The 23,488-nt window shown below is 72.9% G+C and carries 22 protein-coding genes and 1 pseudogene; 6 read left to right on the forward strand and 17 right to left on the reverse strand.

Features of this window, described 5'->3' with window-relative positions; all coding sequences use genetic code 11:
• Window positions 1-94: 94 nt before the first annotated feature.
• Window positions 95-955: a phosphotransferase enzyme family protein gene (locus M4D82_RS26445; protein ID WP_249768428.1), complete on the reverse strand. Its 861-nt coding sequence runs from the start codon at window positions 953-955 to the stop codon at window positions 95-97.
• A gap of 119 nt (window positions 956-1,074) precedes the next feature.
• On the opposite strand from M4D82_RS26445, the gene mgt reads away from it, so the two are divergent.
• The 3 genes from mgt (at window position 1,075) to M4D82_RS26460 (ending at window position 3,982) form a co-directional block, all read left to right on the forward strand.
• Window positions 1,075-2,313 carry a macrolide-inactivating glycosyltransferase gene (gene mgt / locus M4D82_RS26450; protein ID WP_502989006.1) on the forward strand — a complete coding sequence of 413 codons (1,239 nt, stop codon included), beginning with the start codon at window positions 1,075-1,077 and terminating at the stop codon, window positions 2,311-2,313.
• A complete protein-coding gene (locus tag M4D82_RS26455) occupies window positions 2,310-2,876 on the forward strand; it encodes a DUF1697 domain-containing protein (RefSeq protein WP_249768430.1) in 567 nt (188 codons plus the stop codon). The genes mgt and M4D82_RS26455 overlap by 4 nt, the downstream gene beginning before the upstream one ends.
• A gap of 98 nt (window positions 2,877-2,974) precedes the next feature.
• Window positions 2,975-3,982 carry a ketopantoate reductase family protein gene (locus M4D82_RS26460; RefSeq protein ID WP_249768431.1) on the forward strand — a complete coding sequence of 336 codons (1,008 nt, stop codon included), beginning with the start codon at window positions 2,975-2,977 and terminating at the stop codon, window positions 3,980-3,982.
• A gap of 28 nt (window positions 3,983-4,010) precedes the next feature.
• Here the strand turns inward: M4D82_RS26460 and M4D82_RS26465 are convergent, their stop codons facing one another.
• The 14 genes and pseudogenes from M4D82_RS26465 to M4D82_RS26525 all read right to left on the reverse strand — a co-directional run bounded on the left by M4D82_RS26465 (window position 4,011) and on the right by M4D82_RS26525 (window position 17,621).
• Window positions 4,011-4,766: a sirohydrochlorin chelatase gene (locus M4D82_RS26465; protein ID WP_249768433.1), complete on the reverse strand. Its 756-nt coding sequence runs from the start codon at window positions 4,764-4,766 to the stop codon at window positions 4,011-4,013.
• A 10-nt stretch (window positions 4,767-4,776) separates the two neighbouring features.
• The gene (locus tag M4D82_RS26470; RefSeq protein WP_249770018.1) at window positions 4,777-5,661 is read right to left on the reverse strand and encodes an ABC transporter permease; all 885 of its coding nucleotides are present in this window, start codon (window positions 5,659-5,661) and stop codon (window positions 4,777-4,779) included.
• A 324-nt stretch (window positions 5,662-5,985) separates the two neighbouring features.
• Window positions 5,986-6,447: pseudogene (locus M4D82_RS26475) on the reverse strand (ABC transporter ATP-binding protein); the annotation flags it as partial.
• Between the two features lie 34 nt (window positions 6,448-6,481).
• On the reverse strand, window positions 6,482-7,618 hold the full coding sequence (locus M4D82_RS26480) for an aliphatic sulfonate ABC transporter substrate-binding protein (RefSeq protein ID WP_249768435.1): 1,137 nt from the start codon (window positions 7,616-7,618) through the stop codon (window positions 6,482-6,484).
• Between the two features lie 209 nt (window positions 7,619-7,827).
• Window positions 7,828-9,171 (reverse strand): sulfate adenylyltransferase subunit 1, encoded by a 1,344-nt coding sequence (locus tag M4D82_RS26485; RefSeq protein WP_249768436.1) that lies wholly within the window; start codon window positions 9,169-9,171, stop codon window positions 7,828-7,830.
• Between the two features lie 2 nt (window positions 9,172-9,173).
• Window positions 9,174-10,121, reverse strand: coding sequence for a sulfate adenylyltransferase subunit CysD (gene cysD, locus M4D82_RS26490; protein ID WP_249768437.1), 948 nt, complete (start codon window positions 10,119-10,121; stop codon window positions 9,174-9,176).
• Window positions 10,118-10,738 (reverse strand): adenylyl-sulfate kinase, encoded by a 621-nt coding sequence (cysC, locus tag M4D82_RS26495; protein ID WP_283844514.1) that lies wholly within the window; start codon window positions 10,736-10,738, stop codon window positions 10,118-10,120. The genes cysD and cysC overlap by 4 nt, the downstream gene beginning before the upstream one ends.
• A complete protein-coding gene (locus tag M4D82_RS26500; protein ID WP_249768441.1) occupies window positions 10,738-11,466 on the reverse strand; it encodes a phosphoadenylyl-sulfate reductase in 729 nt (242 codons plus the stop codon). The genes cysC and M4D82_RS26500 overlap by 1 nt, the downstream gene beginning before the upstream one ends.
• Window positions 11,463-11,642, reverse strand: coding sequence for a hypothetical protein (locus tag M4D82_RS26505; RefSeq protein WP_054227894.1), 180 nt, complete (start codon window positions 11,640-11,642; stop codon window positions 11,463-11,465). The genes M4D82_RS26500 and M4D82_RS26505 overlap by 4 nt, the downstream gene beginning before the upstream one ends.
• Entirely contained in the window at window positions 11,639-13,345 is a 1,707-nt protein-coding gene (locus tag M4D82_RS26510; RefSeq protein ID WP_249768442.1) for a nitrite/sulfite reductase, read from the reverse strand. The genes M4D82_RS26505 and M4D82_RS26510 overlap by 4 nt, the downstream gene beginning before the upstream one ends.
• A gap of 218 nt (window positions 13,346-13,563) precedes the next feature.
• Window positions 13,564-13,647 (reverse strand): putative leader peptide, encoded by an 84-nt coding sequence (locus tag M4D82_RS34390; RefSeq protein ID WP_349637122.1) that lies wholly within the window; start codon window positions 13,645-13,647, stop codon window positions 13,564-13,566.
• A 155-nt stretch (window positions 13,648-13,802) separates the two neighbouring features.
• Window positions 13,803-14,366 (reverse strand): GNAT family N-acetyltransferase, encoded by a 564-nt coding sequence (locus M4D82_RS26515; protein ID WP_249768443.1) that lies wholly within the window; start codon window positions 14,364-14,366, stop codon window positions 13,803-13,805.
• Window positions 14,367-14,371: 5 nt separating this feature from the next.
• Entirely contained in the window at window positions 14,372-15,637 is a 1,266-nt protein-coding gene (locus M4D82_RS26520; protein WP_249772173.1) for a GAF domain-containing protein, read from the reverse strand.
• 328 nt (window positions 15,638-15,965) lie between these two features.
• Window positions 15,966-17,621 carry an acyl-CoA dehydrogenase family protein gene (locus M4D82_RS26525; RefSeq protein WP_249768445.1) on the reverse strand — a complete coding sequence of 552 codons (1,656 nt, stop codon included), beginning with the start codon at window positions 17,619-17,621 and terminating at the stop codon, window positions 15,966-15,968.
• A 17-nt stretch (window positions 17,622-17,638) separates the two neighbouring features.
• On the opposite strand from M4D82_RS26525, the gene M4D82_RS26530 reads away from it, so the two are divergent.
• Together M4D82_RS26530 and rsgA are read left to right on the forward strand one after the other, a co-directional pair.
• Window positions 17,639-18,754, forward strand: coding sequence for a YihY/virulence factor BrkB family protein (locus M4D82_RS26530; protein ID WP_249768447.1), 1,116 nt, complete (start codon window positions 17,639-17,641; stop codon window positions 18,752-18,754).
• Window positions 18,755-19,012: 258 nt separating this feature from the next.
• A complete protein-coding gene (gene rsgA, locus M4D82_RS26535; RefSeq protein WP_249768449.1) occupies window positions 19,013-20,113 on the forward strand; it encodes a ribosome small subunit-dependent GTPase A in 1,101 nt (366 codons plus the stop codon).
• A 72-nt stretch (window positions 20,114-20,185) separates the two neighbouring features.
• Here the strand turns inward: rsgA and M4D82_RS26540 are convergent, their stop codons facing one another.
• Complete coding sequence (locus M4D82_RS26540; RefSeq protein ID WP_249768450.1) at window positions 20,186-20,572, reverse strand: PPOX class F420-dependent oxidoreductase; 387 nt, start codon at window positions 20,570-20,572, stop codon at window positions 20,186-20,188.
• Between the two features lie 144 nt (window positions 20,573-20,716).
• Complete coding sequence (locus M4D82_RS26545; RefSeq protein ID WP_249772175.1) at window positions 20,717-21,694, reverse strand: helix-turn-helix domain-containing protein; 978 nt, start codon at window positions 21,692-21,694, stop codon at window positions 20,717-20,719.
• Between the two features lie 1,437 nt (window positions 21,695-23,131).
• Here M4D82_RS26545 and M4D82_RS34395 point away from each other — a divergent pair.
• Window positions 23,132-23,458, forward strand: a complete 327-nt coding sequence (locus M4D82_RS34395; protein ID WP_349637094.1) for a PP2C family serine/threonine-protein phosphatase — start codon at window positions 23,132-23,134, stop codon at window positions 23,456-23,458.
• The last annotated feature ends 30 nt before the right edge of the window (window positions 23,459-23,488 follow it).

The raw sequence follows: 23,488 nt of genomic DNA on the forward strand, positions 1-23,488 counted from the left end.
CGGTCGGCGTCGAGCAGCAGCGCCCCGGCCGGGGGCCGGGCCGGGCTTGGTGCAGGGAGAGGCGTAGTTTCATCGAGGCACCTTGGTACCCCGCTCAGAAGGGGTGCCAGCGCATTTCGGTGTCCCCGTCCCGCAGGGAGGCCACGCGGCGGCGGAATTCGGCCAGGGCCTGCGGATTCGCCGGCGCGTGCTGGGCGACCCAGGCGCAGCTCGCCGTCTCGCGGGCGCCGCGCAGGACGGCGCAGCCGTCCCAGTCGCGTACGTCCCACCCGTAGGCGGCGACGAAGGAGTCGTAGGCGGGCTCGGGCAGGCCGTACCGGTCGCGGGACAGGGCCATCACGACGAGGTCGTGCTCGCGCAGGTCGCCCGAAACGGTCTCCAGGTCGACCAGGACCGGTCCGTCCGGGCCGACGTGGACGTTGCGGGGCAGGGCGTCGCCGTGGATGGCGCCCGGCTCCAGGTGCGGGGTGAGCGCGGCCACCTCGCCGGCGTAGGCGTCGCGGCGGGCCCGCAGGTAGGCGGCGTCCTCGGGGTCCACGGCGTCACCGGCCAGCCGCAGCCAGCGCTCGACCCCGCCCAACAGGTCCCGCGCGGGCAGCGCGAACGGGGGCGCGGGCAGGGCGTGGAGCGGCTTCAGCAGCGCCGCGAGGTCCTCCGGGCCGGCCGGGCGTACGGCAGCCGGCAGCCGGTGCCACAGGGTCACGGGGTGCCCGTCGACCAGTCGGGGCGACGTCTCGGCCGCCCGGACCGCCGGGACGCCCGCCGCCGTGAGCCAGCCGGCCACCGCCAACTCCCGCCCCGCCCGCTCCAGCAGCCCCGCCTCCCGACCCACCTTCACCACCAGGTCGCCGACCGCGAAGACGGCGTTCTCGCCGAAGGCGAGCAGCTCGGCCGCCGTACCGGGCCCGGTCAGGCCCGCCCGCGTCAGTACGTCCCTGGCCCACGCCTCGTCCATGCCGCTCGTCTCATCCTTCGTCGGATCCCGATCCCGGTCCCGATCCCGATCATCAGTGCGCACAGTCTCGCATCCCGAAAACGTTGCACGAGACGTCTCGTCTCGTTATGGTGGTGTGCATGACCACAACTGCCCGGCCCGCCAGGCCCGCCCACATCGCCATGTTCTCCATCGCCGCCCACGGCCACGTCAACCCGAGCATCGAAGTGATCCGGGAACTCGTCGCGCGGGGCCACCGCGTCAGCTACGCGATCCCCGCCTCCTTCGCCAACAAGGTCGCCGAGACCGGCGCCACCCCGGTGATCTACACCTCGACGCTCCCCACCGACGACGATCCGGAGGCCTGGGGCACCGAACTGATCGACAACCTGGAGCCCTTCCTGAACGACGCCGTCCAGGCGCTGCCGCAGCTCGCCGCCGCCTTCGAGGGCGACGAGCCCGACCTCGTCCTCCACGACATCACCTCTTACCCGGCCCGCGTCCTCGCCCACCGCTGGGGCGTCCCCGCCGTCTCGCTCTCCCCGAACCTCGTCGCCTGGGAGGGGTACGAGCAGGAAGTGGGCGAGCCGATGGTCGCCCAGGTGATGGCGTCCGAGCGCGGGCGGGCGTACTACGCCCGGTTCGCGGCCTGGCTCACCGAGAACGGCCTCGACGACGACGTCAACCGCTTCCAGGGCCGTCCGCGCCGCAGCATCGTGCTCATCCCGCGCGCCCTCCAGCCCCAGGCCGACCGCGTCGACCCGTCCGTGCACACCTTCGTCGGCGCCTGCCAGAGCGACCGCACCGCCACCGACGGCAGCTGGGAGCGACCGGCCTCGGCCGACGGCAGGAAGGTGCTGCTGGTCTCGCTCGGCTCCACCTTCACCAAGCAGCCCGCCTTCTACCGCGCCTGCGTCGAGGCCTTCGGCGGCCTGCCCGACTGGCACGTCGTCCTCCAGATCGGCAAGTTCACCGACGAGGCCGAACTGGGCGAGATCCCCGACAACGTCGAGGTCCACCGCTGGGTTCCGCAGCTCGACATCCTGCGCCAGGCCGACGCCTTCATCACCCACGCCGGCGCCGGCGGCAGCCAGGAAGGCCTCGCCACCGCCACCCCGATGGTGGCCGTCCCGCAGGCCGTCGACCAGTTCGGCAACGCCGAGATGCTCGTCTCCCTCGGCGTGGCCCGCCACGTTCCGACGGAACAGGCCGACGCCGCCACCCTCAAGGCGGCCGTTCTGGAACTCCTCGCCGATCCCGAGGTCCGCGTACGCGCCGAGGCCGTGCGCGCCACGATGGCCGCCGAAGGAGGCACCCGCCAGGCCGCCGACCTCATCGAGGTCGAACTGTCACAGGCACCCCCTAAGGTGCGCGCATGACCACCAAGAAGCCCGCCCCCACCACCTACGCGGCGCTGCTGCGGGGCATCAACGTCGGCGGGAAGAAGAAGGTTCCGATGGCCGAGCTGCGTACGGTCCTGGAGGGCCTCGGCCACACGGACGTACGCACCTACCTCCAGAGCGGCAACGTCGTCTTCGCGAGCCCCCGCACCGACCCGGACGACCTCGCCCGCGAGTTGGAGAGCGCCATCGAGGCCCACTTCGGCTTCCCCGTGGCCTGCCTGGTCGTCGACGGGCCGCACCTGCGCGCCGTCGCCGACGCCTGCCCCTTCCCGGCCGCCGAACTGGAGGGCAGACAACTCCACGTCACCTTCTTCTCGCGGCAGCCCGCCCCCGAGCGCTTCGCCACCCTCGACCAGGCGGCCTTCCTCCCCGAGGAGTTCCGCCTCGGCGACTGCGCCCTCTACCTCTACGCCCCCGACGGCCTGGGTCGCTCCAGGCTGGCCGATGCCCTGGCCCGCCCCGCCGTCGTCAAGGGCCTCGACGTCACCACCCGCAACTGGAACACCGTCGTGAAGCTGGTCGAACTGACGGGAAGCTGAGCCTGGCCTGGCCTGGCCTGGCCTGGCCAAGCCAGGCCCGGCTCTCGGCCCGGCAGCCCGGCCTCGGCCCCGCGCCGGCGGTGTGCCAGGCTCTGTCCATGCGTTACCTCATCATCGGCGCCGGGGCGATCGGCGCGACCATCGGCGGGCGGCTCGCGGAGACGGGGCGGGAGGTCGTCCTCGTCGCGCGCGGCGCGCACGCCGAGGCGCTGCGCGCCGACGGGCTGCGCCTCACCACCGCCGACGGCACCCGCGTCCACCGGCTCCCCGTCGTCACCGGCCCGGCGGAACTCGGCGAACTGCGCCCCGACGACGTACTCGTGCTCACCGTCAAGACCCAGGACGCCATCGCCGCCCTCGACACCTGGGGCGACGCGGAGGTCGCCGGCGGTGGTACGGCGGCGCAGCGGCTGCCGCTGCTGTGCGCGCAGAACGGGGTGGAGAGCGAACGCCTGGCCCTACGGCGCTTCGCGCGCGCGTACGGGGTGTGCGTCTGGCTCCCGGCGACCTTCCTGGAGCCCGGTGTCGTCGAGGCGCTTTGTGCGCCGCTGACCGGCATCCTGCACCTGGGGAAGGCCGCCGGGGGCGCCGATCGACGGATCCGGGAGATCGCGGCCGACCTGGAGAAGGCGGGCTTCGCGGCGCCCGTGGTCGAGGACGTGATGCGGTGGAAGTACGCCAAGCTGCTCGGCAACCTCGGCAACGCGATCCAGGCCACCACCGGCCCCGAACCGGACCCGGCGAAGGCTGCCCTGCTCGTGCGGGCGATCCGCGAGGGCAAGGCCGCGTACGCCGCCGCCGGCATCGACCACACCCCGGAGGCGGAGCAGTCGGCGGCCCGCGAGGGCAAGGTGAACCAGCCGGAGGGCGTCCGCGGCGGCTCGTCCTGGCAGAGCCTGGCCCGGGGCACGGGCTCGGTGGAGGCGGACTACCTCAACGGCGAGATCTCGCTCCTGGGCCGGCTCCACGGTGTCCCGACCCCGGTGAACGACACCCTCCGCCACGCGGCGAACATCTTCGCCCGCGAGGGCCTGCCCCCGGGCGCGATGTCCATCGAGGACCTGACGGCCCTGGCCGACGAGGCGGCGGCCCGCGCGGGCTCCTGACCGGGGGCCGGCTGCCCGCCGCCGGCTGCTACGCCGTCAGGGCCGGGACGAGCGCCGGCGCCGCGGCGGCCGCGTCGTAGCGGCGCAGGAGCAGGCGGGCCAGTTCGGGGGCGTCGCCGAGGACGTCGGCCACCACATCGGCGCCGGCCGCCTCGGCACCGGCGACGATGCGGTCCGGGAGCCGGCCGGGGGCGATGACGTACGGGGCCACCGCCACCCGTCGGGCGCCCTCGGCGCGCAGGGCCCGTACGGCGTCCTCCGTACGGGGCAGGGCAGCGGAGGCGAACGCAGGCCGCACGGCGCACCAACCGGTGTGCCGCCACTCCCGCGCGATTTCAGCGATCACTGCGATCGCCTCCGGGTCGGAGGATCCGGCGGACGCGAGCACCACCGCGGTGGTGGCCCGGTCCGCCGGGGTGAGGCCGGCCTCGGCGAGGCGGCGCTCCAGGGCGGAGAGGAGCAGGGGGGAGGGCCCGAGGACCTCCGCCACCCGCACGCGGACGCCGGGCAGGCGCGCGGTGGATTCCGCGAGCACCGCGGGGATGTCCGCCTTCGCGTGGAAGGCCCGCGTCAGCAGCAGCGGCAGGGCCACGACCTCCCGTACGCCGGACAGGTACAGCGAGGCCAGGGCCTGCGCGACCGTCGGGGCGTTGAAGTCCAGGAAGGCGGTCTCCACCCGCAGTCCGGGCCGCAGCGCCCGTACCCGCCCGACGAGGGCGGACACGGTCGCCGCGTGCCGCGGGTCGCGGCTGCCGTGGGCTATGACCAGAAGTGCGCGGGACACGGCGGCCGACTCAGCTCTTGACCAGCAGGCCGCGGCTGCGCAGCACCCACCGCTCGACCGGGCTGAAGATCAGCAGGTCGATGGCGATGCCGACGACGAGGATCAGGAGGATCGCGAGGAAGACGCCGGGCAGGTCGATGTTGTTGCGGCCGTTTTCCAGTAGCTGGCCGAGGCCGAGGCCGAGGTCGGGGGAGCTGGCGATGATCTCGGCGGCCATCAGGGAGCGCCAGGAGAAGGCCCAGCCCTGCTTGAGGCCGGCGAGGTAGCCGGGCAGTGCGGCCGGCATGACGACGTGTCGGGCGCCGCGCAGGCCGGTGGCGCCCAGGGTGCGGCCGGCCCGCAGGAACAGCGGGGGGATCTGGTCGATGCCGGAGACGAGGCCGTTGGCGATGGAGGGGACGGCGCCGAGCAGGATCACCGTGTACATCATGGCGTCGTTGAGGCCGAACCAGAGGACGGCCGGGGGTACCCAGGCGACCGAGGGCAGGGACTGCAGGCCCTGGAGGATCGGGCCGATGGCGGCGCGGACGAACTTCACCCGGGCGACGAGCAGGCCGAGCGGGGTGCCGATGGCCAGGGCCAGCAGGAAGCCGAGCAGGCCGCGCGAGACGCTGGTCCAGATGACCTCGAGCAGTGTGCCCTTGAGCCACATGTCGGACAGGCTGTCCCACACGGCGGACGGGGCGGGCAGCTTGGTCTCGTCGGTGACCTTCGCCGTGACGAGGATCTGCCAGACCACCAGGACGAGGGCGACGGCCAGCAGCGGCGGGAGGACCTTCTTGGTGAGGACCTCGCGGACGGGGGTGCGGTGGGTCTGGACCGCGTCGAGGGCGTCGAGGCCGGCCTCGAGGCCGGCGAGGTCGTCCGTCTTCGCCTTCGTGTCAGTGCTGGCCATGGCGGCGGATCTCCCACGCAGGTGTTCAGTGATCTCAAGGGACAGCTCGGCGACGTCCGCGTCTTCGATGCGGCGCGGCTGGGCGATGTCCACGGTCCATTCCTTGGCGACCCGGCCGGGACGGGAGGAGAGCAGGACGACGCGCTGGGCGAGGCGCACGGCCTCGCGGACGTTGTGCGTGACGAAGAGGACCGACAGTCCCGTCTCCGTCCAGATGCGGGTGAGTTCGCCGTGCAGCACGTCGCGGGTGATGGCGTCGAGGGCCGCGAAGGGTTCGTCCATCAGCAGCAGCCGGCTGTCCTGGGCGAGCGACCGCGCCAGGGCCACGCGCTGGCGCATGCCGCCGGACAGTTCGTGGACGCGCTTGCCGTGGGCGCCGCCGAGGCGGACCAGCTCCAGCAGGCGTTCGGCCTCCGGCTTGCGGTCGGCCTTGGGAACCCCGCGCAGGCGCAGGGCGAGTTCGATGTTCTTGCCCGCGGTCAGCCACGGGAAGAGGGCGTGTTCCTGGAACATGAGCGCGGGCCGGCCGCCGGGGGTCTCGATCGTTCCGACGGACGGCTTGTCGAGTCCCGCGACCAGGTTGAGCAGGGTGGACTTGCCGCACCCGGAGGCCCCCAGGAGGGTGACGAACTCGCCGGGAGCGACATCGAGGCTGATGTCGTCGAGGACGAGCTGCGTTCCGGCCGGGCCGGAGAAGGACTTCGAGACGTGCTCGATGCGGGCGGCGGCGGCGTGCGGGTGCTCCGCTACGGTGCCCTCGGCAGCCTTGGCAAGCGTGGTGGCCATGGTCGTCACCTCCTGGGGTTGCTGGATTGCGGGGTTACTTGGCGCCGAGAGCGGCGTCGGTGACCTCGGGCTTGCCGGCGGCCTTCAGGACCTTGTTCAGGAGCGTCAGGTCGTAGATGCCGGTCAGGTCGGGCTGCTCGATGAGCCCCGCCTTGACCGCGTGGTCGGCCTGGGCCTTGAGGGTGGCGGCCAGCGGGTCGTCGGTGACCAGGATGGACTGCCAGGCCGGGTCGATGACCTTGGCGTCCAGGGGCTTGCCGCCTTCGGCGGCGAGTTTGGCGTTCGCGGAGGCCTTGGCCTTGTCGGGGTTGGCGTTGATCCACTCGTTGGTCTTGACCGTGCCCGCGAGGACGGCCTCGACGACGTCGGGGTGTTCCTTGAGGAACTTCTGCGACACGATGATGTTCGTGATCACGAACTTCTTGTCGGGCCACAGGGTGGTCTCGTCGAGGAGGACGCTGCCGCCGTCGGAGACGAGCTTGGAGGCCGTCGGCTCCGGCACCCACGCGCCGTCGATCGAGCCCTGCTTGAAGGCGTCAGGGGTGACCTTGTTGTCGGTGCGGACGACGGAGACGTCGCCCTTGCCGGATTCGGGGTCGACCTTCCAGCCCTTCTCGGCGATCCAGTTGAGGAACGCGACGTCCTGCGTGTTCCCCTTCTGCGGGGTGGCGATCTTCTTGCCCTTGACGTCGTCCAGGGTCTTGATCTTCTCCGGGTTCACCACCAGCTTGACGCCGCCCGAGGCGGAGCCGGAGATGATCCGCAGGTTGGAACCCTTGGACTTCACATAGCCGTTGATCGCCGGCGACGGGCCGATGAAACCGATGTCGAGGGAACCGCCGTTGAGGGCCTCGATCTCGGACGGGCCGGCGTTGAAGGCCTGCGGCTTGACCTTGGTGGCGCCCAACTCCTTGGCGATCAGGCCCTCCTGGAGGCCGACCAGCGCGGTCGCGTGCGTCAGGTTCGGGAAGTACCCGATACGAACCTCGGAAGCCGACAGCTTCTTGCCGTCGGCGGCCGGGGCGGCGTTGCCCGCCTTGCCCCCGGTCTCGTCCTTCACCGCCTGGGAGCCGTAGCCGCACGAGGCGAGGACGCCGATCAGCAGCGGCAGGGCGGCAGCGGCGGCGAGGCCGCGGCGCGAAGTGTTACGGGTCTTACCGGTGGCAGGCACGGGAGGGGTTCCTCTCGTCACGTCATGTCGTCATGACGCACGTCTTCGTCTGGTGAGCAAGGGAGGGTGCGGCGTGTGGAGGGGGCGCGTGGGGTGCGCGTACGTCATCGCGCACATCGCGCCACGCCTCCCTGGCCGCTGCCGAGGGCGCCGCTGCCTACGCGGCCGCCCTCCTTCGCGAAGGTGGAGTACATGTCGGCGGGCATGATCTAGAAGTCCCACCCCTCCTCGTCCGCCTGGACGGTGGTCTCGGCACGCGAGGCGAAGGACTCGCCCGCCATGCCGGCCGCCAGGGTGGTGCCGTCGGCCGGGTCGATCAGCAGGAACGATCCGGTGCGGCGCGAGTCGGCGTACGCGTCGAGCGCGAGCGGCTCGGCGGTGCGGACGACGACCCGGCCGATGTCGTTGGCGACCAGCTGTCCGGGGGAGGGGTGCTGGGAGAGGTCGTCGAGGGTCAGCCGCGAGGGGATCTCCTTGACGATCGCCTTGACCGTGCGCGTCGTGTGCTTGATCAGCACCCGCGCGCCCACGGCCAGCGGCTGGTCCGCGACGTGGCAGACGGTGGCGACGACGTCCTGGGTGGTGGCGGGCGCGCTCGCGCTCGGCGCGATCAGGTCGCCGCGCGAGATGTCGATGTCGTCCTTCAGCCGCAGCGTCACCGACTGCGGCGCCCAGGCGATGTCGACGCTCTCACCGAGCGCGTCGATGCCCTCGATGACGCTCGTACGGCCCGACGGCAGGACGGTGACGGCCTCGCCGACGCGCAGGACGCCGGAGGCGATCTGGCCCGCGTAGCCGCGGTAGTCGGGGTGCTCGGCCGACTGGGGGCGGATGACGTACTGGACGGGGAAGCGGGCCGGGCAGGCCGTCAGGTCGTGGCTGACCGGGACGGTCTCCAGGTGCTCCAGGACGGTCGGGCCGCCGTACCAGTCCATGTTCGCGGAGGGCTCGACCACGTTGTCCCCGGCCAGAGCCGAGATCGGGATCGCGGTGATCTCGGGGACGCCCAGGTCGGAGGCGTACGCCGTGAACTCCTCGGCGATCGATGCGAAGACCGCCTCCGCGTAGCCGACGAGGTCCATCTTGTTGACGGCCAGGACCACGTGCGGGACGCGCAGCAGGGCGGCGACGGCGGCGTGCCGGCGGGTCTGCTCGATGACGCCGTTGCGGGCGTCGACGAGGACCACGGCCAGGTCGGCCGTGGAGGCGCCGGTGACCATGTTGCGGGTGTACTGCACGTGCCCGGGGGTGTCGGCCAGGATGAACCGGCGCCGGGCGGTGGCGAAGTAGCGGTAGGCCACGTCGATGGTGATGCCCTGCTCGCGCTCGGCCCGCAGGCCGTCCGTCAGGAGGGCGAGATCCGGGGCGTCCTGGCCGCGCTGCGCGGAGACGGCCTCGACGGCCTCCATCTGGTCGGTCAGGACCGACTTGGAGTCGTGCAGCAGCCGGCCCACCAGGGTGGACTTGCCGTCGTCGACGGAACCGGCGGTCGCGAAGCGCAGCAGGGTGGTCGCCGACAGATCGGCGAACTGCTCGGTGGGGGTGGTGGTCATGTCTAGAAGTACCCTTCGCGCTTGCGGTCTTCCATCGCGGCCTCGGACATCTTGTCGTCGGCGCGGGTCGCGCCCCGCTCGGTGAGGCGGGAGACGGCGATCTCGGCGATCACGGCGTCCAGCGTGGTGGCGTCGGAGTCGACGGCGCCGGTGCAGGACATGTCACCGACGGTGCGGTAGCGGATCAGGCGGGTCTCGGGGGCCTCGTCCTCCTTGGGGCCGCCCCACTCGCCGGCCGTCAGCCACATGCCGTTCCTCCGGAACACCTCGCGCTCGTGGGCGAAGTAGATCTCCGGCAGTTCGATGCCCTCGCGGGCGATGTACTGCCACACGTCCAGCTCGGTCCAGTTGGACAGCGGGAAGACGCGCACGTGCTCGCCCGGGGCGTGGCGGCCGTTGTAGAGCTGCCACAGCTCGGGGCGCTGGCGGCGCGGGTCCCACTGGGAGAACTCGTCGCGCAGGGAGAAGACGCGCTCCTTGGCGCGGGCCTTCTCCTCGTCGCGGCGGCCGCCGCCGAAGACGGCGTCGAACTTCAGGCTCTGGATGGCCTCGGTGAGCGGGACCGTCTGGAGCGGGTTGCGGGTGCCGTCCGGGCGCTCGCGCAGCTTGCCGGCGTCGATGTACTCCTGGACGGAGGCCACGTGCAGGCGCAGGCCGTGCCGGGCGACCGTGCGGTCGCGGTACTCCAGGACCTCGGGGAAGTTGTGCCCGGTGTCCACGTGCAGCAGCGCGAAGGGGACCGGCGCCGGGGCGAAGGCCTTCAGCGCCAGGTGCAGCATGACGATGGAGTCCTTGCCGCCGGAGAAGAGGATCACCGGCTTCTCGAACTCGCCCGCCACCTCGCGGAAGATGTGCACGGCCTCGGATTCGAGGGCGTCGAGGTGCGACAGCGCGTAGGGCGCGTCGGCGTCGGCGTCGGACTCGATGTGCGGGTGCGCGGCGGTGGTCATGCCAGACCCCTCTCGGTGAGCAGTGCGTGCAGGGCGGCGGCCGACTCCTGGACCGTCTGCGTGTGCGACTCGATGCGCAGGTCCGGGGCCTCGGGGGCCTCGTACGGGTCGTCGACCCCGGTCAGACCGGAGATCTCGCCCGCGGCCTGCTTGGCGTACAGGCCCTTGACGTCCCGCTCGGAGCAGACCTCGACCGGGGTGGCCACGTGGACCTCCAGGTACGAGGTGCCCTCGGCGGCGTGCCGCTTGCGCACGGCCTCGCGGCTGTCGGCGAACGGCGCGATGACGGGGACGAGGGCCTTGACGCCGTTGCTCGCGAGGAGTTCGGCGACGAAACCGATGCGCTGGACGTTGGTGTGACGGTCCTCGCGGCTGAAGCCGAGGCCCGCGGAGAGGAACTCGCGGATCTCGTCCCCGTCGAGGACCTCCACCCGGTGCCCCTCGCCGCGCAGCCGCTCGGCCAGCGCGTACGCGATGGTGGTCTTGCCCGCGCTCGGCAGCCCGGTCAGCCACACCGTGGCGCCCTGGTCGCTCACGCTCATCCGCTCAGTCTCCGTAAGTCGATTCGTCAGCCGTGTCGTCTGCTGTGCCGTCAGCTGCGCCGTCTGCTCTGTCATCAGCCGTGCAGTCCGCACTCGGTCTTGCCGCGTCCGGCCCACCGGCCGGCCCTCGCGTCCTCGCCCTCCGCCACGCGGCGGGTGCAGGGGGCACAGCCGACGGAGGCGTAGCCGTCCATCAGCAGCGGGTTGGTCAGCACGCCGTGCTCGGCGACGTAGGCGTCCACGTCGTCCTGGCTCCAGCGGGCGATCGGCGAGATCTTGACCTTCCGCCGCTTCTCGTCCCACCCGACGACCGGGGTGTTCGCCCGGGTGGGGGACTCGTCACGGCGCAGCCCCGTGGCCCACGCGTCGTACGCGGTCAGGCCCTCTTCCAGGGGCTTGACCTTGCGCAGGGCGCAGCACAGGTCGGGGTCGCGGTCGTGCAGCTTCGGACCGTACTGGGCGTCCTGCTCGGCCACCGTCTGGCGGGGGGTCAGGGTGATGACGTTGACGTCCATCACCGCGTCCACCGCGTCCCGGGTGCCGATGGTCTCCTCGAAGTGGTAGCCCGTGTCCAGGAACACCACGTCGACGCCGGGGAAGGCGCGGGAGGCGAGGTGGGCGACCACCGCGTCCTCCATGGAGGAGGTCACGCAGAACTTCTTGCCGAAGGTCTGCGCCGCCCAGGTGAGGATCTCCAGCGCGGAGGCGTCCTCCAGGTCCCGGCCCGCCTGCTCGGCCAGGTCCTGGAGCGACGCGGTCTTGAGAGACGCAGCGGTGAGACGGGCGTCCTGATCGGTGGTCATATCTCTTCCCCTCCAGCGGTGTCGGACCGGACACCTCGGGCCAGCAGCCCGAGGTACTTGAGCTGGAAGGCTCGGTTGCAGGCCCTGCATTCCCAGGCGCCGTGGCCGGTTTCGTTCGGAAACAGGTCCTCGTCGCCGCAGTACGGGCAGTGGAACGGTGCGGCGCGCTCGCTCACGACAGGCTCTCGTCGCCGGCGCGCGCGACCCAGGTCGCGAAGCGTTCGCCCTCTTCACGCTGCTCCTGGAAGCGCGTGACGACCCGCTCGACGTAGTCGGGCAGCCCGGCCGAGGTGACCTTGAGGCCGCGGACCTTGCGGCCGAAACCCGCCTCCAGGCCGAGGGCGCCGCCCAGGTGGACCTGGTAGCCCTCCACCTGGTTGCCGTTCTCGTCCAGGACCAGCTGGCCCTTGAGACCGATGTCCGCCACTTGGATACGGGCGCACGCGTTCGGGCAGCCGTTGATGTTGATGGTGATCGGCTCGGCGAAGTCCGGCAGGCGGCGCTCCAGCTCGTCGATCAGCGAGGCGCCGCGCGCCTTCGTCTCGACGATGGCCAGCTTGCAGAACTCGATGCCGGTGCAGGCCATCGTGCCGCGACGGAACGGGGACGGCTTGACCCGCAGGTCCAGCGCCTCCAGGGCCTCCACGACGGAGTCGACCTTGTCGGCCTCGATGTCGAGGACGATCATCTTCTGCTCGGCGGTGGTGCGCAGCCGGCCGGAGCCGTGCCGCTCGGCGACGTCCGCGATCTTGACGAGGGTGGCGCCGTCGACGCGGCCGACGCGGGGCGCGAAGCCGACGTAGAACCGGCCGTCCTGCTGCCGGTGGACGCCGACGTGGTCGCGCCACTGGCCGCTGGGCTGCTCGGGCGCGGGGCCGTCGGTCAGCGCGCGCTTGAGGTACTCCTCCTCCAGGACCCGGCGGAACTTCTCCGGACCCCAGTCCGCGACGAGGAACTTCAGGCGGGCGCGGGTGCGCAGGCGCCGGTAGCCGTAGTCGCGGAAGATCGAGATGACGCCCTCGTAGACGTCCGGGACCTCGTCGAGCGAGACCCAGGTGCCCAGGCGCACGCCCAGCTTGGGGTTGGTGGAGAGGCCGCCGCCGACCCACACGTCGAAACCGGGGCCGTGCTCGGGGTGGTTCACGCCGACGAAGGCGATGTCGTTGATCTCGTGCGCCACGTCGAGCAGCGGCGAGCCGGAGATCGCGGACTTGAACTTGCGGGGCAGGTTGGAGAAGTCCGGGTTGCCCACGATGCGGCGGTAGATCTCGTCGATGGCGGGGGTGCCGTCGATGATCTCGTCCTCGGCGATGCCGGCGACGGGCGAGCCGAGGATCACGCGGGGCGTGTCACCGCAGGCCTCGGTGGTGGAGAGGCCGACGGCCTCCAGGCGGCGCCAGATCTCGGGGACGTCCTCGATCCGGATCCAGTGGTACTGCACGTTCTGGCGGTCGGTGAGGTCGGCGGTGCCGCGCGCGAACTCCTCGGAGATCTCGCCGATGACGCGCAGCTGCTCGGTGGTCAGCCGGCCGCCGTCGATGCGCACGCGCAGCATGAAGTACTTGTCGTCCAGCTCCTCCGGCTCCAGGATCGCGGTCTTGCCGCCGTCGATCCCGGGCTTGCGCTGGGTGTAGAGGCCCCACCAGCGCATGCGGCCGCGCAGGTCGTTGGGGTCGATCGAGTCGAAGCCCGTCTTGGAGTAGATCGTCTCAATGCGCGTCCGCACGTTGAGACCGTCGTCGTCCCTCTTGAACTGTTCGTTGCCGTTGAGGGGGGTGTGGTGTCCGACGGCCCACTGGCCCTCGCCGCGGTGACGGCCGGTCTTGCGGCGCGCTGCGGCTGCGGGTGCGGCTGCGGGCGTTTCGGGAGTGGCGGCCATGGCGGATACGTCCTTCTTCAGCGGCTCTAAGCAGGGGGCAGGGGGCGGCGGCGTGCCCCCGGTAACACTGGCGCCTCTGAGCAGGGTGCGGCCGAATGTCACCCTTTGGCCGGGTTTGCCGGCGTATCAGGGCGCGTTCGACCTTGAGGGGGCTTGCGGGGGGTCGACGTGTCCGCTGCGGCGGGGACGACGGCGACGTGCGGCGGTGGCTGGTTCCGTCAGCGCGCCGGACAGATGGCGCTGGCCATGCGGCCGAGGTCGACGTGGCGTCGACTCACCAAGGCAATTCCAGCTCCATTCATGGCGGAAGCGTGGCACGGGCCGATTGGAGGAGTCCACTACTGTCCATTATCCGGACGAAGTCGTCCCGGATGATGGGATCACGTGACCGGGGTCACGCACCGGTCGCCACGGAATCCCCTGCTCCATTTCCGGCCGGTGCGCGCGGCGTGTCGCGTTACGCGCCCGGCCAGGCGCCCGGGGTGGGGGTGGGCTGCTTCTCCTCGGTCTCCGTCCGGAACACCTTGAAGCCGCGCCTCTGGTAGTTGTCCATCGCCGTGGGGCCGTCCTCGCTGCACGTGTGGACCCACACCCGGCGCGTCGGTTCGCGCTCCGGCCAGCGGGACGCCAGGTCCCACGCGCGGGCCGTGCCGAAGGTCAGCAGGTGCCCGCCGATGCGGCGGCCCCGGAAGTCCGGCAGCAACCCGAAGTACATGATCTCCACCACCCCGTCCGGCTGCGGGTCCAGCTCGATGTACCCCGCCGGCGTTCCCCGGTCGTACGCGACCCAGGTCTCCACGCCCGGCCGCTCCAGGTACTCCAGCCACTGCGCGCGCGTCAGCGACAGCCGGTCCGTCCAGTGGATGTCCCCGCCCACCGAGGCGTACAGGAACCGGCTGAACTCCGGCGAGGGGACCTCCGCCCGCTCGATGCGGATCTCGGGACCCGGGACGGCCGCCGCGACCAGGTCCTCGGGGGAGGTCATCTCAAGGGACCACGTGGTGAGAGTGATGGTGCTCATGTCGTTCAGGGAATCACGCCCTGCCCCGAACGGCCCAGGCGGGCCCGGACCACCGCCGGGGCCGTGGAGTGCGGCAGCAGCCGCGCCGGGTCCCGGGGGCGGATCACCTCCACCTCCACGTCCTCCGCGAAGCGGTACGGCCGGTGGGTCAGCACCCCGGCGAGGTGGCGGCGTACGCGCGACAGCTCCGCCCGCACCGTCACCGTCCGCGTCGGGTCACCGAACAGCTCCGCCGCGAGTTCCGCCGCCGAGCGCCCGCGCGGGGACTCCGCCAGCAGGTACAGCAGCTCCGCGTGGCGCGGGCTCAGCTCCTGCGACCAGCTGCCGGCGGCCCCGTAGACCGTCGCCGACCAGGATCGCGGCCGGCTGAAGTCCAGCACCACCCGGCTGACCGCCGGCGCGGACGCGGAGGACTCCGCCAGCCGCAGCAGCCACCCGCCGGGCAGCGGCTCGGCCACGCAGTCGCCCAGCTGCGGGACCCACAGCCGGCCCGGAGCGAGCCCCTTCGGCAACGGGATGCGGTCGGAGGGCGCCAGCCCCGTCACCGCGGCCGTCCAGCCGTGCGGATCCACCGCCACCGCCCGCCCCGGCAGCCGGGCCAGCAGCGGCGCCGCGACCGCCCGCAGCCGCTCCAGGGACTCCAGGTGCCGCAGCCGCAGCTCCCGCTCGGCGAGCCGGGCCACGGAGGTCACCCAGGCCAGGGTCGCCGGGTGCATCGTGGCCAGGGGCCCGCTGACGTCGACCACGCCGAGGAGCTGCCCGTCCCGCGGATCGCGTACGGGCGCCCCCGCGCAGGTCCAGTCGTGGTGGCTGGAGACGAAGTGCTCCGCCGAGAACACCTGCACCGGCCGCCGGGCCACCAGGGCCGTCCCCACGCCGTTGGTGCCCACCACGGCCTCGTCCCAGTCGGCGCCCACCGCGAAGCCCAGCCGGTCCGCCTTGCGCAGGATCGAGGAGTGGCCCTCCCGCCACAGCAGCCGCCCGTCGGCGTCGGCGACGACCATGATGTGCAGGGCCTCGTCCAGCGCGGGCAGCAGCCCCTCGCGCAGCACCGGGAGGATCTCCCGCAGCGGCGACACCTGCCGCCGCTCCTCGGTCTCGGCGGCGGACAGCAGCCGGGAGCGCGCGTCACGGTCGGGGTGGACCCCACCGGCCAGCATCCGCCGCCACGACTCGGCGATCTCCGGGCGCGGAGCCGCCGGCAGGCGGTCCCCGGCCAGCGCGGCCGCCCGTACCCCCTTGAGCAGACGCGCCGCCTCCCGCGCGTCCATGGCCGAGATGCGCGCCACATCGACCGCGCTGCCTGCGGTGTTGCCCACCGGAACCTCCCCGTGCTGAACGAGCCGACGGCCTGAAGGGTTGCAACGGTATGCAACCCTCGCCAAGCCCCGGTCACCCGACCGAAACTATCGGCACGCCGCCGAGCGGCGTGACAGCTCCTTCCTCGGGGCTTCTCGGATCAGGGGTGGTGCCGAGTCGGCGCGGCGCCACCCCCGATCTGTCTCACCGGGCCCGGATCCCGGCGCTGAGTGGTTTGGGGACCACGGCGGGGAAGAGGATCGCGGCGGTTTGGGGACCGCCACGATCCACCGCACCCGATCAGCCCGAGATCCGTGCCCGGGACACCACCGCGCCCAGGTCCAGACCGTGCGGCAGCGTGCCGAAGGCAGCGCCCCAGTCCCCGCCGAGGCGGGAGGCGCAGAACGCGTCCGCCACTTCCGGCGGAGCCCACCTGACCAGCAGCGATCCCTGCAACACCAGCGCCATGCGCTCCACCACGCGCCGTGCCCGCGCCTCGATCCCGTCGAGGTCGGCCAGCTCGGTCAGCAGGTTCTTGATCGCCGCGTCCAGCCGGTGGTCGGCGCCGCGCGCCAGACCGACCTCCTGGAGGAACGCGTTCAGCGCCTGCGGCTCGCGCTGCAGAGCCCGCAGCACGTCCAGGGCCTGGACGTTGCCCGAGCCCTCCCAGATCGAGTTGAGCGGGGACTCGCGCAACAGGCGGGGCAGCCCCGACTCCTCGACGTAGCCGTTGCCGCCCAGGCACTCCAGGGCCTCCGCCACCATCGGCGTACACCGCTTGGTCACCCAGTACTTCGCGGCGGGCACCGCGAGGCGCAGGAAGGCCCGCTCCTGCTCGGTACCGGCGTCGTACGCGGCCGCGAGGCGCAGGGTGAGGACGGTCGCCGCCTCGGACTCCAGGGCCAGGTCGGCGAGTACGTTGCGCATCAACGGCTGGTCGACGAGCGGCGCCCCGAAAGCGGAGCGGTGCTCCGCGTGGTGGACGGCCTGCGTCAACGCCTGCCGCATCAGCGAGGCCGAACCGATCACGCAGTCCAGCCGGGTCGCCGCGACCATCTCGATGATGGTCCGCACCCCCCGCCCCTCCTCGCCCACCCGCCGCGCCCAGGTCCCGTCGAACTCGACCTCGCTCGACGCGTTCGACCGGTTGCCCAGCTTGTCCTTCAGCCGCTGGATCGCGAACACGTTGCGCGTCCCGTCCGGCAGCACCCTCGGCACCAGGAAGCACGTCAGCCGGTCCTGCCCGGCGGCGGACGCCTGCGCCAGGACCAGGAACCCGTCCGACATCGGCGCCGAGCAGAACCACTTGTGCCCGGTCAGCAGGTACTCCCCGGGCGCGTCCAACGCGACCGCCCGCGTCGTGTTCGCCCGTACGTCGCTGCCCCCCTGCTTCTCGGTCATCCCCATCCCGAACAGGACCCCGGTCTTCTGATCGGCGGGCCGCAGCTCCTCCTCGTAGACGTGCGAGGTCAGGCGCGGCTCCCACTCGGCGGCCAGCCCGGGATCGGCCCGCAGCGCCGGGACGGCGGCATGGGTCATCGAGACCGGGCAGCCGTGCCCCGCCTCGGCCTGCGACCACAGGAAGAAACCGGCCGCGCGGCGCAGGTGCCCCGCCGGGCGCCCCCAGGCGTCCGTCAGGCCGGACGTCACGGCGTGCCCGAGCAGCCGGTGCCAGGCCGGGTGGAACTCGACCTCGTCGATCCGGTTGCCGTAGCGGTCGTGCGTACGCAGCTTCGGCGGGTTCTCGTTCGCCAGCCGGCCCCATTCCTGGGCCTGCGCCGAGCCGGCGGCCCGGCCGAGCGTGGTGAGCTCCCCCGTTACCTCTTCGCGGAGTTCGGGGGCCGCGTCGGCCAGGTGCCGTTCGACCCCCTCGGTGAGGACCCGGTCGCCGAGGTAGACCTCGTAGCCCACCAGGGGCGGGACCTGATTGGTGACTGTGTGGGTGGTGGCTGCCATGCCGATACCGTAAGGACGTGCAGCCAGCAAAAGAAACACCCGAGCGGATCCCAGGACGGCTCCATCGGGCCCGCGCCCTCTATCGCAACGTCTCGAAGCGGAAGATGGCCTGGCTGCTCCTCAAAGACACCGTCAATTCCTGCATCGAGTACCGCATCCTCGGGCTCGCGGCCGAGGCGGCCTTCTTCACGCTGCTCTCCCTGCCCCCGCTCTTCCTCGGCCTGCTCGGCCTCCTCGGCTACGTCGACGGCTGGACCGACACCAAGTCGGTCGCCAGCATCGAGGAGAACATCCTGCGCGCGGTGGGCACCGTCCTGTCCGACCGGGGCGTCAACGACATCGCGAAACCCATGCTCGACGACGTCACCAGCCGGGGCCGGCCCGACCTGATCTCCCTCGGCTTCGCCTTCGCCCTGTGGTCGGGATCCCGCGCCGTCAACGTCTTCATCGACACCATCACCGTCATGTACGGCCTCGACGGCCGCCGCGGCATCGTCAAGACCCGGCTGCTCGCCTTCCTGCTCTACGTGATCGCCCTGGTCATCGGCGCGGTCGTGCTGCCGCTGATGGTGGCCGGACCGGACGTGGTCGTACGGCTGGTCCCCTGGAGCACCGAGGTGATCGCGGTGCTGTACTGGCCGACCGTCACGCTGCTCTCCATCGCCTTCCTGACCACCCTGTACCACGTCTCCGTGCCGGTTCGTTCGCCGTGGATCGAGGACGTCCCCGGCGCGCTGGTCGCGCTCGCGATGTGGGTGCTGGGCTCGTTCCTGCTGCGGATCTACCTCACCAACACGGTGGAGGGGCCGACGATCTACGGGTCCCTGGCCGCGCCGGTGGCGATCCTGCTGTGGATCGGCATCTCGGCCTTCGCCGTGCTGGTCGGCGCCGCCGTCAACGCCGCCATCGACCGGGTGTGGCCGTCGGTGGCGACGGCGGCGGCGCGCGAGGCGAACGAACGCGTCCGCGAGGCGGAGGCCGCCCGGCTGATCGCACGGGCCGCCGCCTGGCGGGCCCTGGCCGAGGGGGAGTCGGAGGACGACGAGGACGCGGGGATGCCGTCGGAGTTCCCGGAACGCTGGTCGAATTTCCTGCCGCCGGACGACTACACGTCCCGGCTGCGCAAGCACTGAGAAAAAGAGCTGCGCGAGCACGGAAAAAGAATTGGCGTCGTCGTGAGGGGCCTTGTTACGGTGGGGCCGTTCCCGCCGACCGGCAAGGGACATCGGCTCGTTGCATGACCCGGAGGTGAGTCCATTGATGACTGTCGTCGCGCCGAGTGCTGCCCGCACTCAGAAGACCATCAATGTCACCCCCGTGGTCTCCGGCTGACCTCACACCTCTTCGCGCCGCAGCGCGCGCTGCCGGGGCCACCCTGTGAAGGGTTCCCCTTGACTCTCTCTTCTTTCGCCTCCCCCTCCTCCGCCCTCGCCCGCTACGGCTGGGACGACGCGTGGGCGGCGGAGTTCGAGCCGTACGCCGCGCAGGGACTCCTCCCGGGCCGGGTCGTACGGGTCGACCGCGGCCAGTGCGACGTCATGACCGAGGACGGCGTCGTCCGCGCCGACACCGCCTTCGTCACCCCGCACGACCCGCTCCGCGTGATCTGCACCGGCGACTGGGCCGCCGTCGAGGCGACCGGCAACCCGCGCTACGTGAAGGCGTACCTGCCGCGCCGGACCGCCTTCGTACGATCCACCTCCTCGCAGCGCTCCGAGGGGCAGATCCTCGCCGCCAACGTCGACCACGCCGTCATCGCCGTCTCCCTCGCCGTCGAGCTCGACCTCGGCCGCATCGAGCGCTTCCTCGCGCTCGCCTGGGAGTCGGGGGCGCAGCCGCTCGTCGTGCTGACCAAGGCGGACCTGGTCCCGGACCCGAGCACGCTGGGCCACCTCGTCCAGGACGTGGAGACCACGGCGCCGGGCGTCCAGGTGCTGACCGTCTCCTCCCACACCGGGGAGGGTACGGACGTCCTCGCGGCGATCGTCGCCGACGGGACGAGCGTGCTCCTCGGCGTCTCCGGCGCCGGCAAGTCCACCCTGGCGAACGCGCTGCTCGGGGCGGACGTCATGGAGGTCCAGGAGATCCGTGACGTCGACGGCAAGGGCCGTCACACCACGACCACCCGCAACCTCCTCGCCCTCCCGGGCGGCGGCGTCCTCATCGACACCCCGGGCCTGCGGGGCGTCGGACTGTTCGACGCCGAGGCGGGCGTCGGGCAGGTCTTCTCGGAGATCGAGGAGTACGCCGCCCGGTGCCGCTTCCACGACTGCGCCCACGAGGCGGAGCCGGGCTGCGCGGTGCTGGACGCGGTGGACTCCGGCGCGCTGCCCGAGCGGCGGCTGGAGAGCTACCGCAAGCTGCTGCGGGAGAACCAGCGGATCGTCGCCAAGACGGACGCCCGGCTGCGCTCGGAGATCCGGCGGGACTGGCGCATGAAGTCGGCCGAAGGCCGTGCCAACTACGCCGCCAAGCGGGGCGGCCGGGCCTGACCGCGTCACCTGCGCGTCACGGGGGCGGGGCGGGGTGGGGCCGGTGCCTTCCCCGCCCCGCCACCCCCGCTGTCAGGGGGTGATGCCCCAGGCGTGGACGTGGGTGGGGTGGATGCGGATGACCTCCGGGCTGAAGTGCGGGCCCAGGTCGTGCGGGCCGACCTCCAGCGTGGCGTGGCCGCGGATCTCGATGCCCCGTACCCGCCACGGGTGGGTGCTGACCAGGTCGTCCACGACCAGCGACAGGTTCGGGTTGCTCCGGAGGTTGCGCCACTTCTTCGTGGTGCCCATCGCCGCGCCGCCCACCAGGATCGTTCCGTCGTCCTGCGGGAAGAAGCCCACCGGGTTCGCCTGAGGCTGACCGGAGGGGTCGACCGTGGCCAGCCGCCCCAGGCGCTGGGAGCGCAGGTACGCCAGTTCCGCTTCGCTGAAGCCCTCGAAGGCCCGAAGTCGCGTCATGTGGCCAGGCTCGCACCCCGGCCGCCGGCCCGCACCGGGCCGGGGCCGTACGACGTCAGCCCCGGCCGCACCGGCAGCCGGTAGCCCGGCAGCACCCCCCGTAGCCGAGGCGGGTCGATCAGCCCGGCGTGACCGGCCCGGGGTCTATCGGGCCACCCAGCCCCGTCGGTACGCCTGCCAGCCGAGCTGGAGGCGGGTCGTGACCCCGGCCAGCTCCATCAGTCCCTTCACCCGCCGCTGGACCGTGCGCAGTCCCAGCTCCAGGTGCTTGGCCACGCTCGCGTCCGTCATCCCCGCCAGCAGCAGCGTGAGGATCTCCAGGTCGACGGCGTCCGGGCCGCCGGCCCCCTCCTCGGCGCAGCCCGTCGACCCCAGGATCAGTGGCAGCGCCTCCCGCCAGGACGCCTCGAACAGGCCCCGCAGCGCCTCCAGCAGCCCCGACGCGTGCACGACCAGCGCCGCCGGTTCGGCGCCGCGCGGGGTGAGCGGGAGCATGGCCAGCGACCGGTCGGCGATGACCAGCTTCGTCGGCACCCGGTCCGTCACCCGGATCAGCTCCCCGCGCGCCAACGCCGCCCCGGCCTCCCGGATGCCGCCCGGCTGGGTGAGCACCTCCCGTTCGAGCACGACCCGGTACGCGACCCCCCGTACGGCGGCCCGTTCCTCGGCCTGGTCGTCGGAGCCCGTCACCGCCCGGGGCCCGCCGGTGACCAGCGCGCACACCTCCTCGGTCGCGCCGAGCCGGAGCTGGCGGAAGCGGTGCGCCACCGCGCTCGCGCCCGTCACCACCTCCACCAGGTCGTGCACGGCCGGCTCGGCGGCCTCCGCCCGGTACTTCTCGGCCAGCAGCACCGCCGCCAGCTCGGCCTGCTCCAGCTCGTGCCGCTGCCGCGTCAGCAGGGCGCCCAACGCGACGCCCGGCGGCGCGGCCACCCAGCGGCCCGGCCGGGCCGAGGACCGCGCGGCCAGCCCGTGCCGCTCCAGGTGCCGCAGCGCCCGCTCGGTCTGCGGGACCGGCAGCGTCAGCCGGTGCGCCAGGTCCGGCACCTCCGCCGCGCCCAGTGCCACCAGCGCGCGGTACGCCGACTCCTGGCCCTCGTCCAGGCCTATCGCCCCCAGCAACCCGTCCACCCCCATCTCGACGCCGATCCTGGCGGGAAGCGGCCACGGCGCGAACCCGCCGCGCACATCATCGCCGCACCACCCGTCCCTCTGCCAAGGTGTCGCACCGCCGACGAACAGACGGTCGCACCGGCGTACGAAGTGCGTTGGTCTGTGCGGGTGATGCGGAGAGGGCCCACCGGGCGGCGGCCCCGTGTGCCCTTTTCGCGTGTTCGGGGTTTTTCGCCGCCCGGGGAGGCCGACAATGAGGGCATGAGTCAGCAGGGCGCGCAGGACTGGTGGCAGAAGCTCTACGAGGACCCGGACGCGGCCCCCGAGCCCGATCCGCAGGACACGCTGGACCACCGGTTCCGCTCGGCGTCGGGCCTGGTGACGGACCCCCCGCCGGCCGACGCGGGGCAGCTGAGAGGGGCCGGTGGGGCTGAGGGGCCGGGGCGGCCGGAGGCGCGCGGAACGGGGGGTGCGCTGCCGCCGCTTCCGCCCCCGCTGTCACCGCCGCCCCCTGCGCAGCCGCCCCCACCGCCTCCGCTCGCGCCCTCGCAGGGTCCGCCGCCCCCGGCGGTTACCGGTCCGACGTCGCCGTCCTTGCCGCTGCCCGCGCAGCGCGGTGGGGGTTCCGGCGCGTCGCCGCCCGGATGGCGGGATCCGCGCCTGTCGGGGGCGACCGGGTACGCGCGGGGCGACGTGACGGTGCCGCCTGCGCCGGAAGAGGACCCGGCCGGGCCCGCCGCCGAGCTGCCCGCCTGGCGGTGGGGCGCACCGTCGGAGCCGACCCCGACGCCCGAGCCCGCCGACAGGCCCGAGCCCGCCGTCGAGCCGGAGCCCGCCGCCCCGCCCGCCGCCCCGGCCGCCGCCGCGCCGCCCCGCCCCGCCTCCGCCCCCGCCTCCGCCCTTCGAGGCCGCCGATCGGCCCGAGCCGGCCTTCCTCGGCGACCGGGCCCCCACCTACGCCGCCGAGCCGGGCGCACTGCCCGCCGCCGACCCCGCCGCGCTCGACTTCCTGACCCCCGACACCGTCCTGGAGGGGGCCCGCTACGGCACGTTCACCCTGCGCGCCGCCTCCCTGCGCGGGGACTCCGCCCGCTACCGGGGTGAAGCCCGCCGGGACTTCCTGCTCACCGCCCGCTTCGGCAGCGGGGACGACGGCCTGGTCCTGGTGGTCCTGGCCGGCGGGGACCGGGCCGCGCCCGGCGCCCGGGAGGCCGCCGCCGAACTGGGCCGCTCCGTCGCCGCGGCCGTCGGCCGCAGCCGCGAGCGCCTCACCGACGACGTCCGGGCGGCCGGCGCGAGGCCCTGCTGTCGGGGCTCCAGCGCCTCACCGACCGGGGCTACGGGCGACTGCGGGCCCACGCCGCCGAACTCGGGCTCGCCGAGGAGGCGTACACGGCCGGGCTGCGCGGCGTACTGCTGCCGCTGGACCCCCGCTGCCCCAACCGGGTGTGCTTCGGCGCGGGCGCCGGCGGCGTGTTCCGGCTGCGCGAGGGCCGCTGGCAGGACCTCGAACCGCCCGGCCCGGCCACGCACACCGAGGGCGGCGCCGGCTTCCGCTTCCGCGCGGCCGTCGCCCGTCCCGGCGACACGCTCCTGCTGTGCTCCGGCGGCCTCGCGGACCCGATGCGCGAGGAGGGACTGCTCCCGGCCGAGCTGGCCGCCCGCTGGTCGCACGGGGACCCGCCGGGCCTCGCGGCCTTCCTCGCGGACACCCAGCTCCGCCTCAAGGGGTACGCCGACGACCGGACGGCGGCCGCGGTCTGGGAGGCGTAACCGCGCGGAACGTGCATGGATGGAAGGCGC

This window comes from Streptomyces sp. RerS4 (assembly GCF_023515955.1).
Taxonomy (GTDB): domain Bacteria; phylum Actinomycetota; class Actinomycetes; order Streptomycetales; family Streptomycetaceae; genus Streptomyces.

What these genes read in the sequence shown, in the direction of transcription:
- M4D82_RS26445 (WP_249768428.1), bottom strand. Translation starts at nt 955, where the DNA reads ATGGACGAGGCGTGGGCCAGGGACGTACTGACGCGGGCGGGCCTGACC.
- mgt (WP_502989006.1), top strand. Translation starts at nt 1,075, where the DNA reads ATGACCACAACTGCCCGGCCCGCCAGGCCCGCCCACATCGCCATGTTC.
- M4D82_RS26455 (WP_249768430.1), top strand. Translation starts at nt 2,310, where the DNA reads ATGACCACCAAGAAGCCCGCCCCCACCACCTACGCGGCGCTGCTGCGG.
- M4D82_RS26460 (WP_249768431.1), top strand. Translation starts at nt 2,975, where the DNA reads ATGCGTTACCTCATCATCGGCGCCGGGGCGATCGGCGCGACCATCGGC.
- M4D82_RS26470 (WP_249770018.1), bottom strand. Translation starts at nt 5,661, where the DNA reads ATGGCCAGCACTGACACGAAGGCGAAGACGGACGACCTCGCCGGCCTC.
- M4D82_RS26485 (WP_249768436.1), bottom strand. Translation starts at nt 9,171, where the DNA reads ATGACCACCACCCCCACCGAGCAGTTCGCCGATCTGTCGGCGACCACC.
- cysD (WP_249768437.1), bottom strand. Translation starts at nt 10,121, where the DNA reads ATGACCACCGCCGCGCACCCGCACATCGAGTCCGACGCCGACGCCGAC.
- cysC (WP_283844514.1), bottom strand. Translation starts at nt 10,738, where the DNA reads ATGACAGAGCAGACGGCGCAGCTGACGGCACAGCAGACGACACGGCTG.
- M4D82_RS26500 (WP_249768441.1), bottom strand. Translation starts at nt 11,466, where the DNA reads ATGACCACCGATCAGGACGCCCGTCTCACCGCTGCGTCTCTCAAGACC.
- M4D82_RS26510 (WP_249768442.1), bottom strand. Translation starts at nt 13,345, where the DNA reads ATGGCCGCCACTCCCGAAACGCCCGCAGCCGCACCCGCAGCCGCAGCG.
- M4D82_RS34390 (WP_349637122.1), bottom strand. Translation starts at nt 13,647, where the DNA reads ATGAATGGAGCTGGAATTGCCTTGGTGAGTCGACGCCACGTCGACCTC.
- M4D82_RS26515 (WP_249768443.1), bottom strand. Translation starts at nt 14,366, where the DNA reads ATGAGCACCATCACTCTCACCACGTGGTCCCTTGAGATGACCTCCCCC.
- M4D82_RS26520 (WP_249772173.1), bottom strand. Translation starts at nt 15,637, where the DNA reads ATGGACGCGCGGGAGGCGGCGCGTCTGCTCAAGGGGGTACGGGCGGCC.
- M4D82_RS26525 (WP_249768445.1), bottom strand. Translation starts at nt 17,621, where the DNA reads ATGGCAGCCACCACCCACACAGTCACCAATCAGGTCCCGCCCCTGGTG.
- M4D82_RS26540 (WP_249768450.1), bottom strand. Translation starts at nt 20,572, where the DNA reads ATGACGCGACTTCGGGCCTTCGAGGGCTTCAGCGAAGCGGAACTGGCG.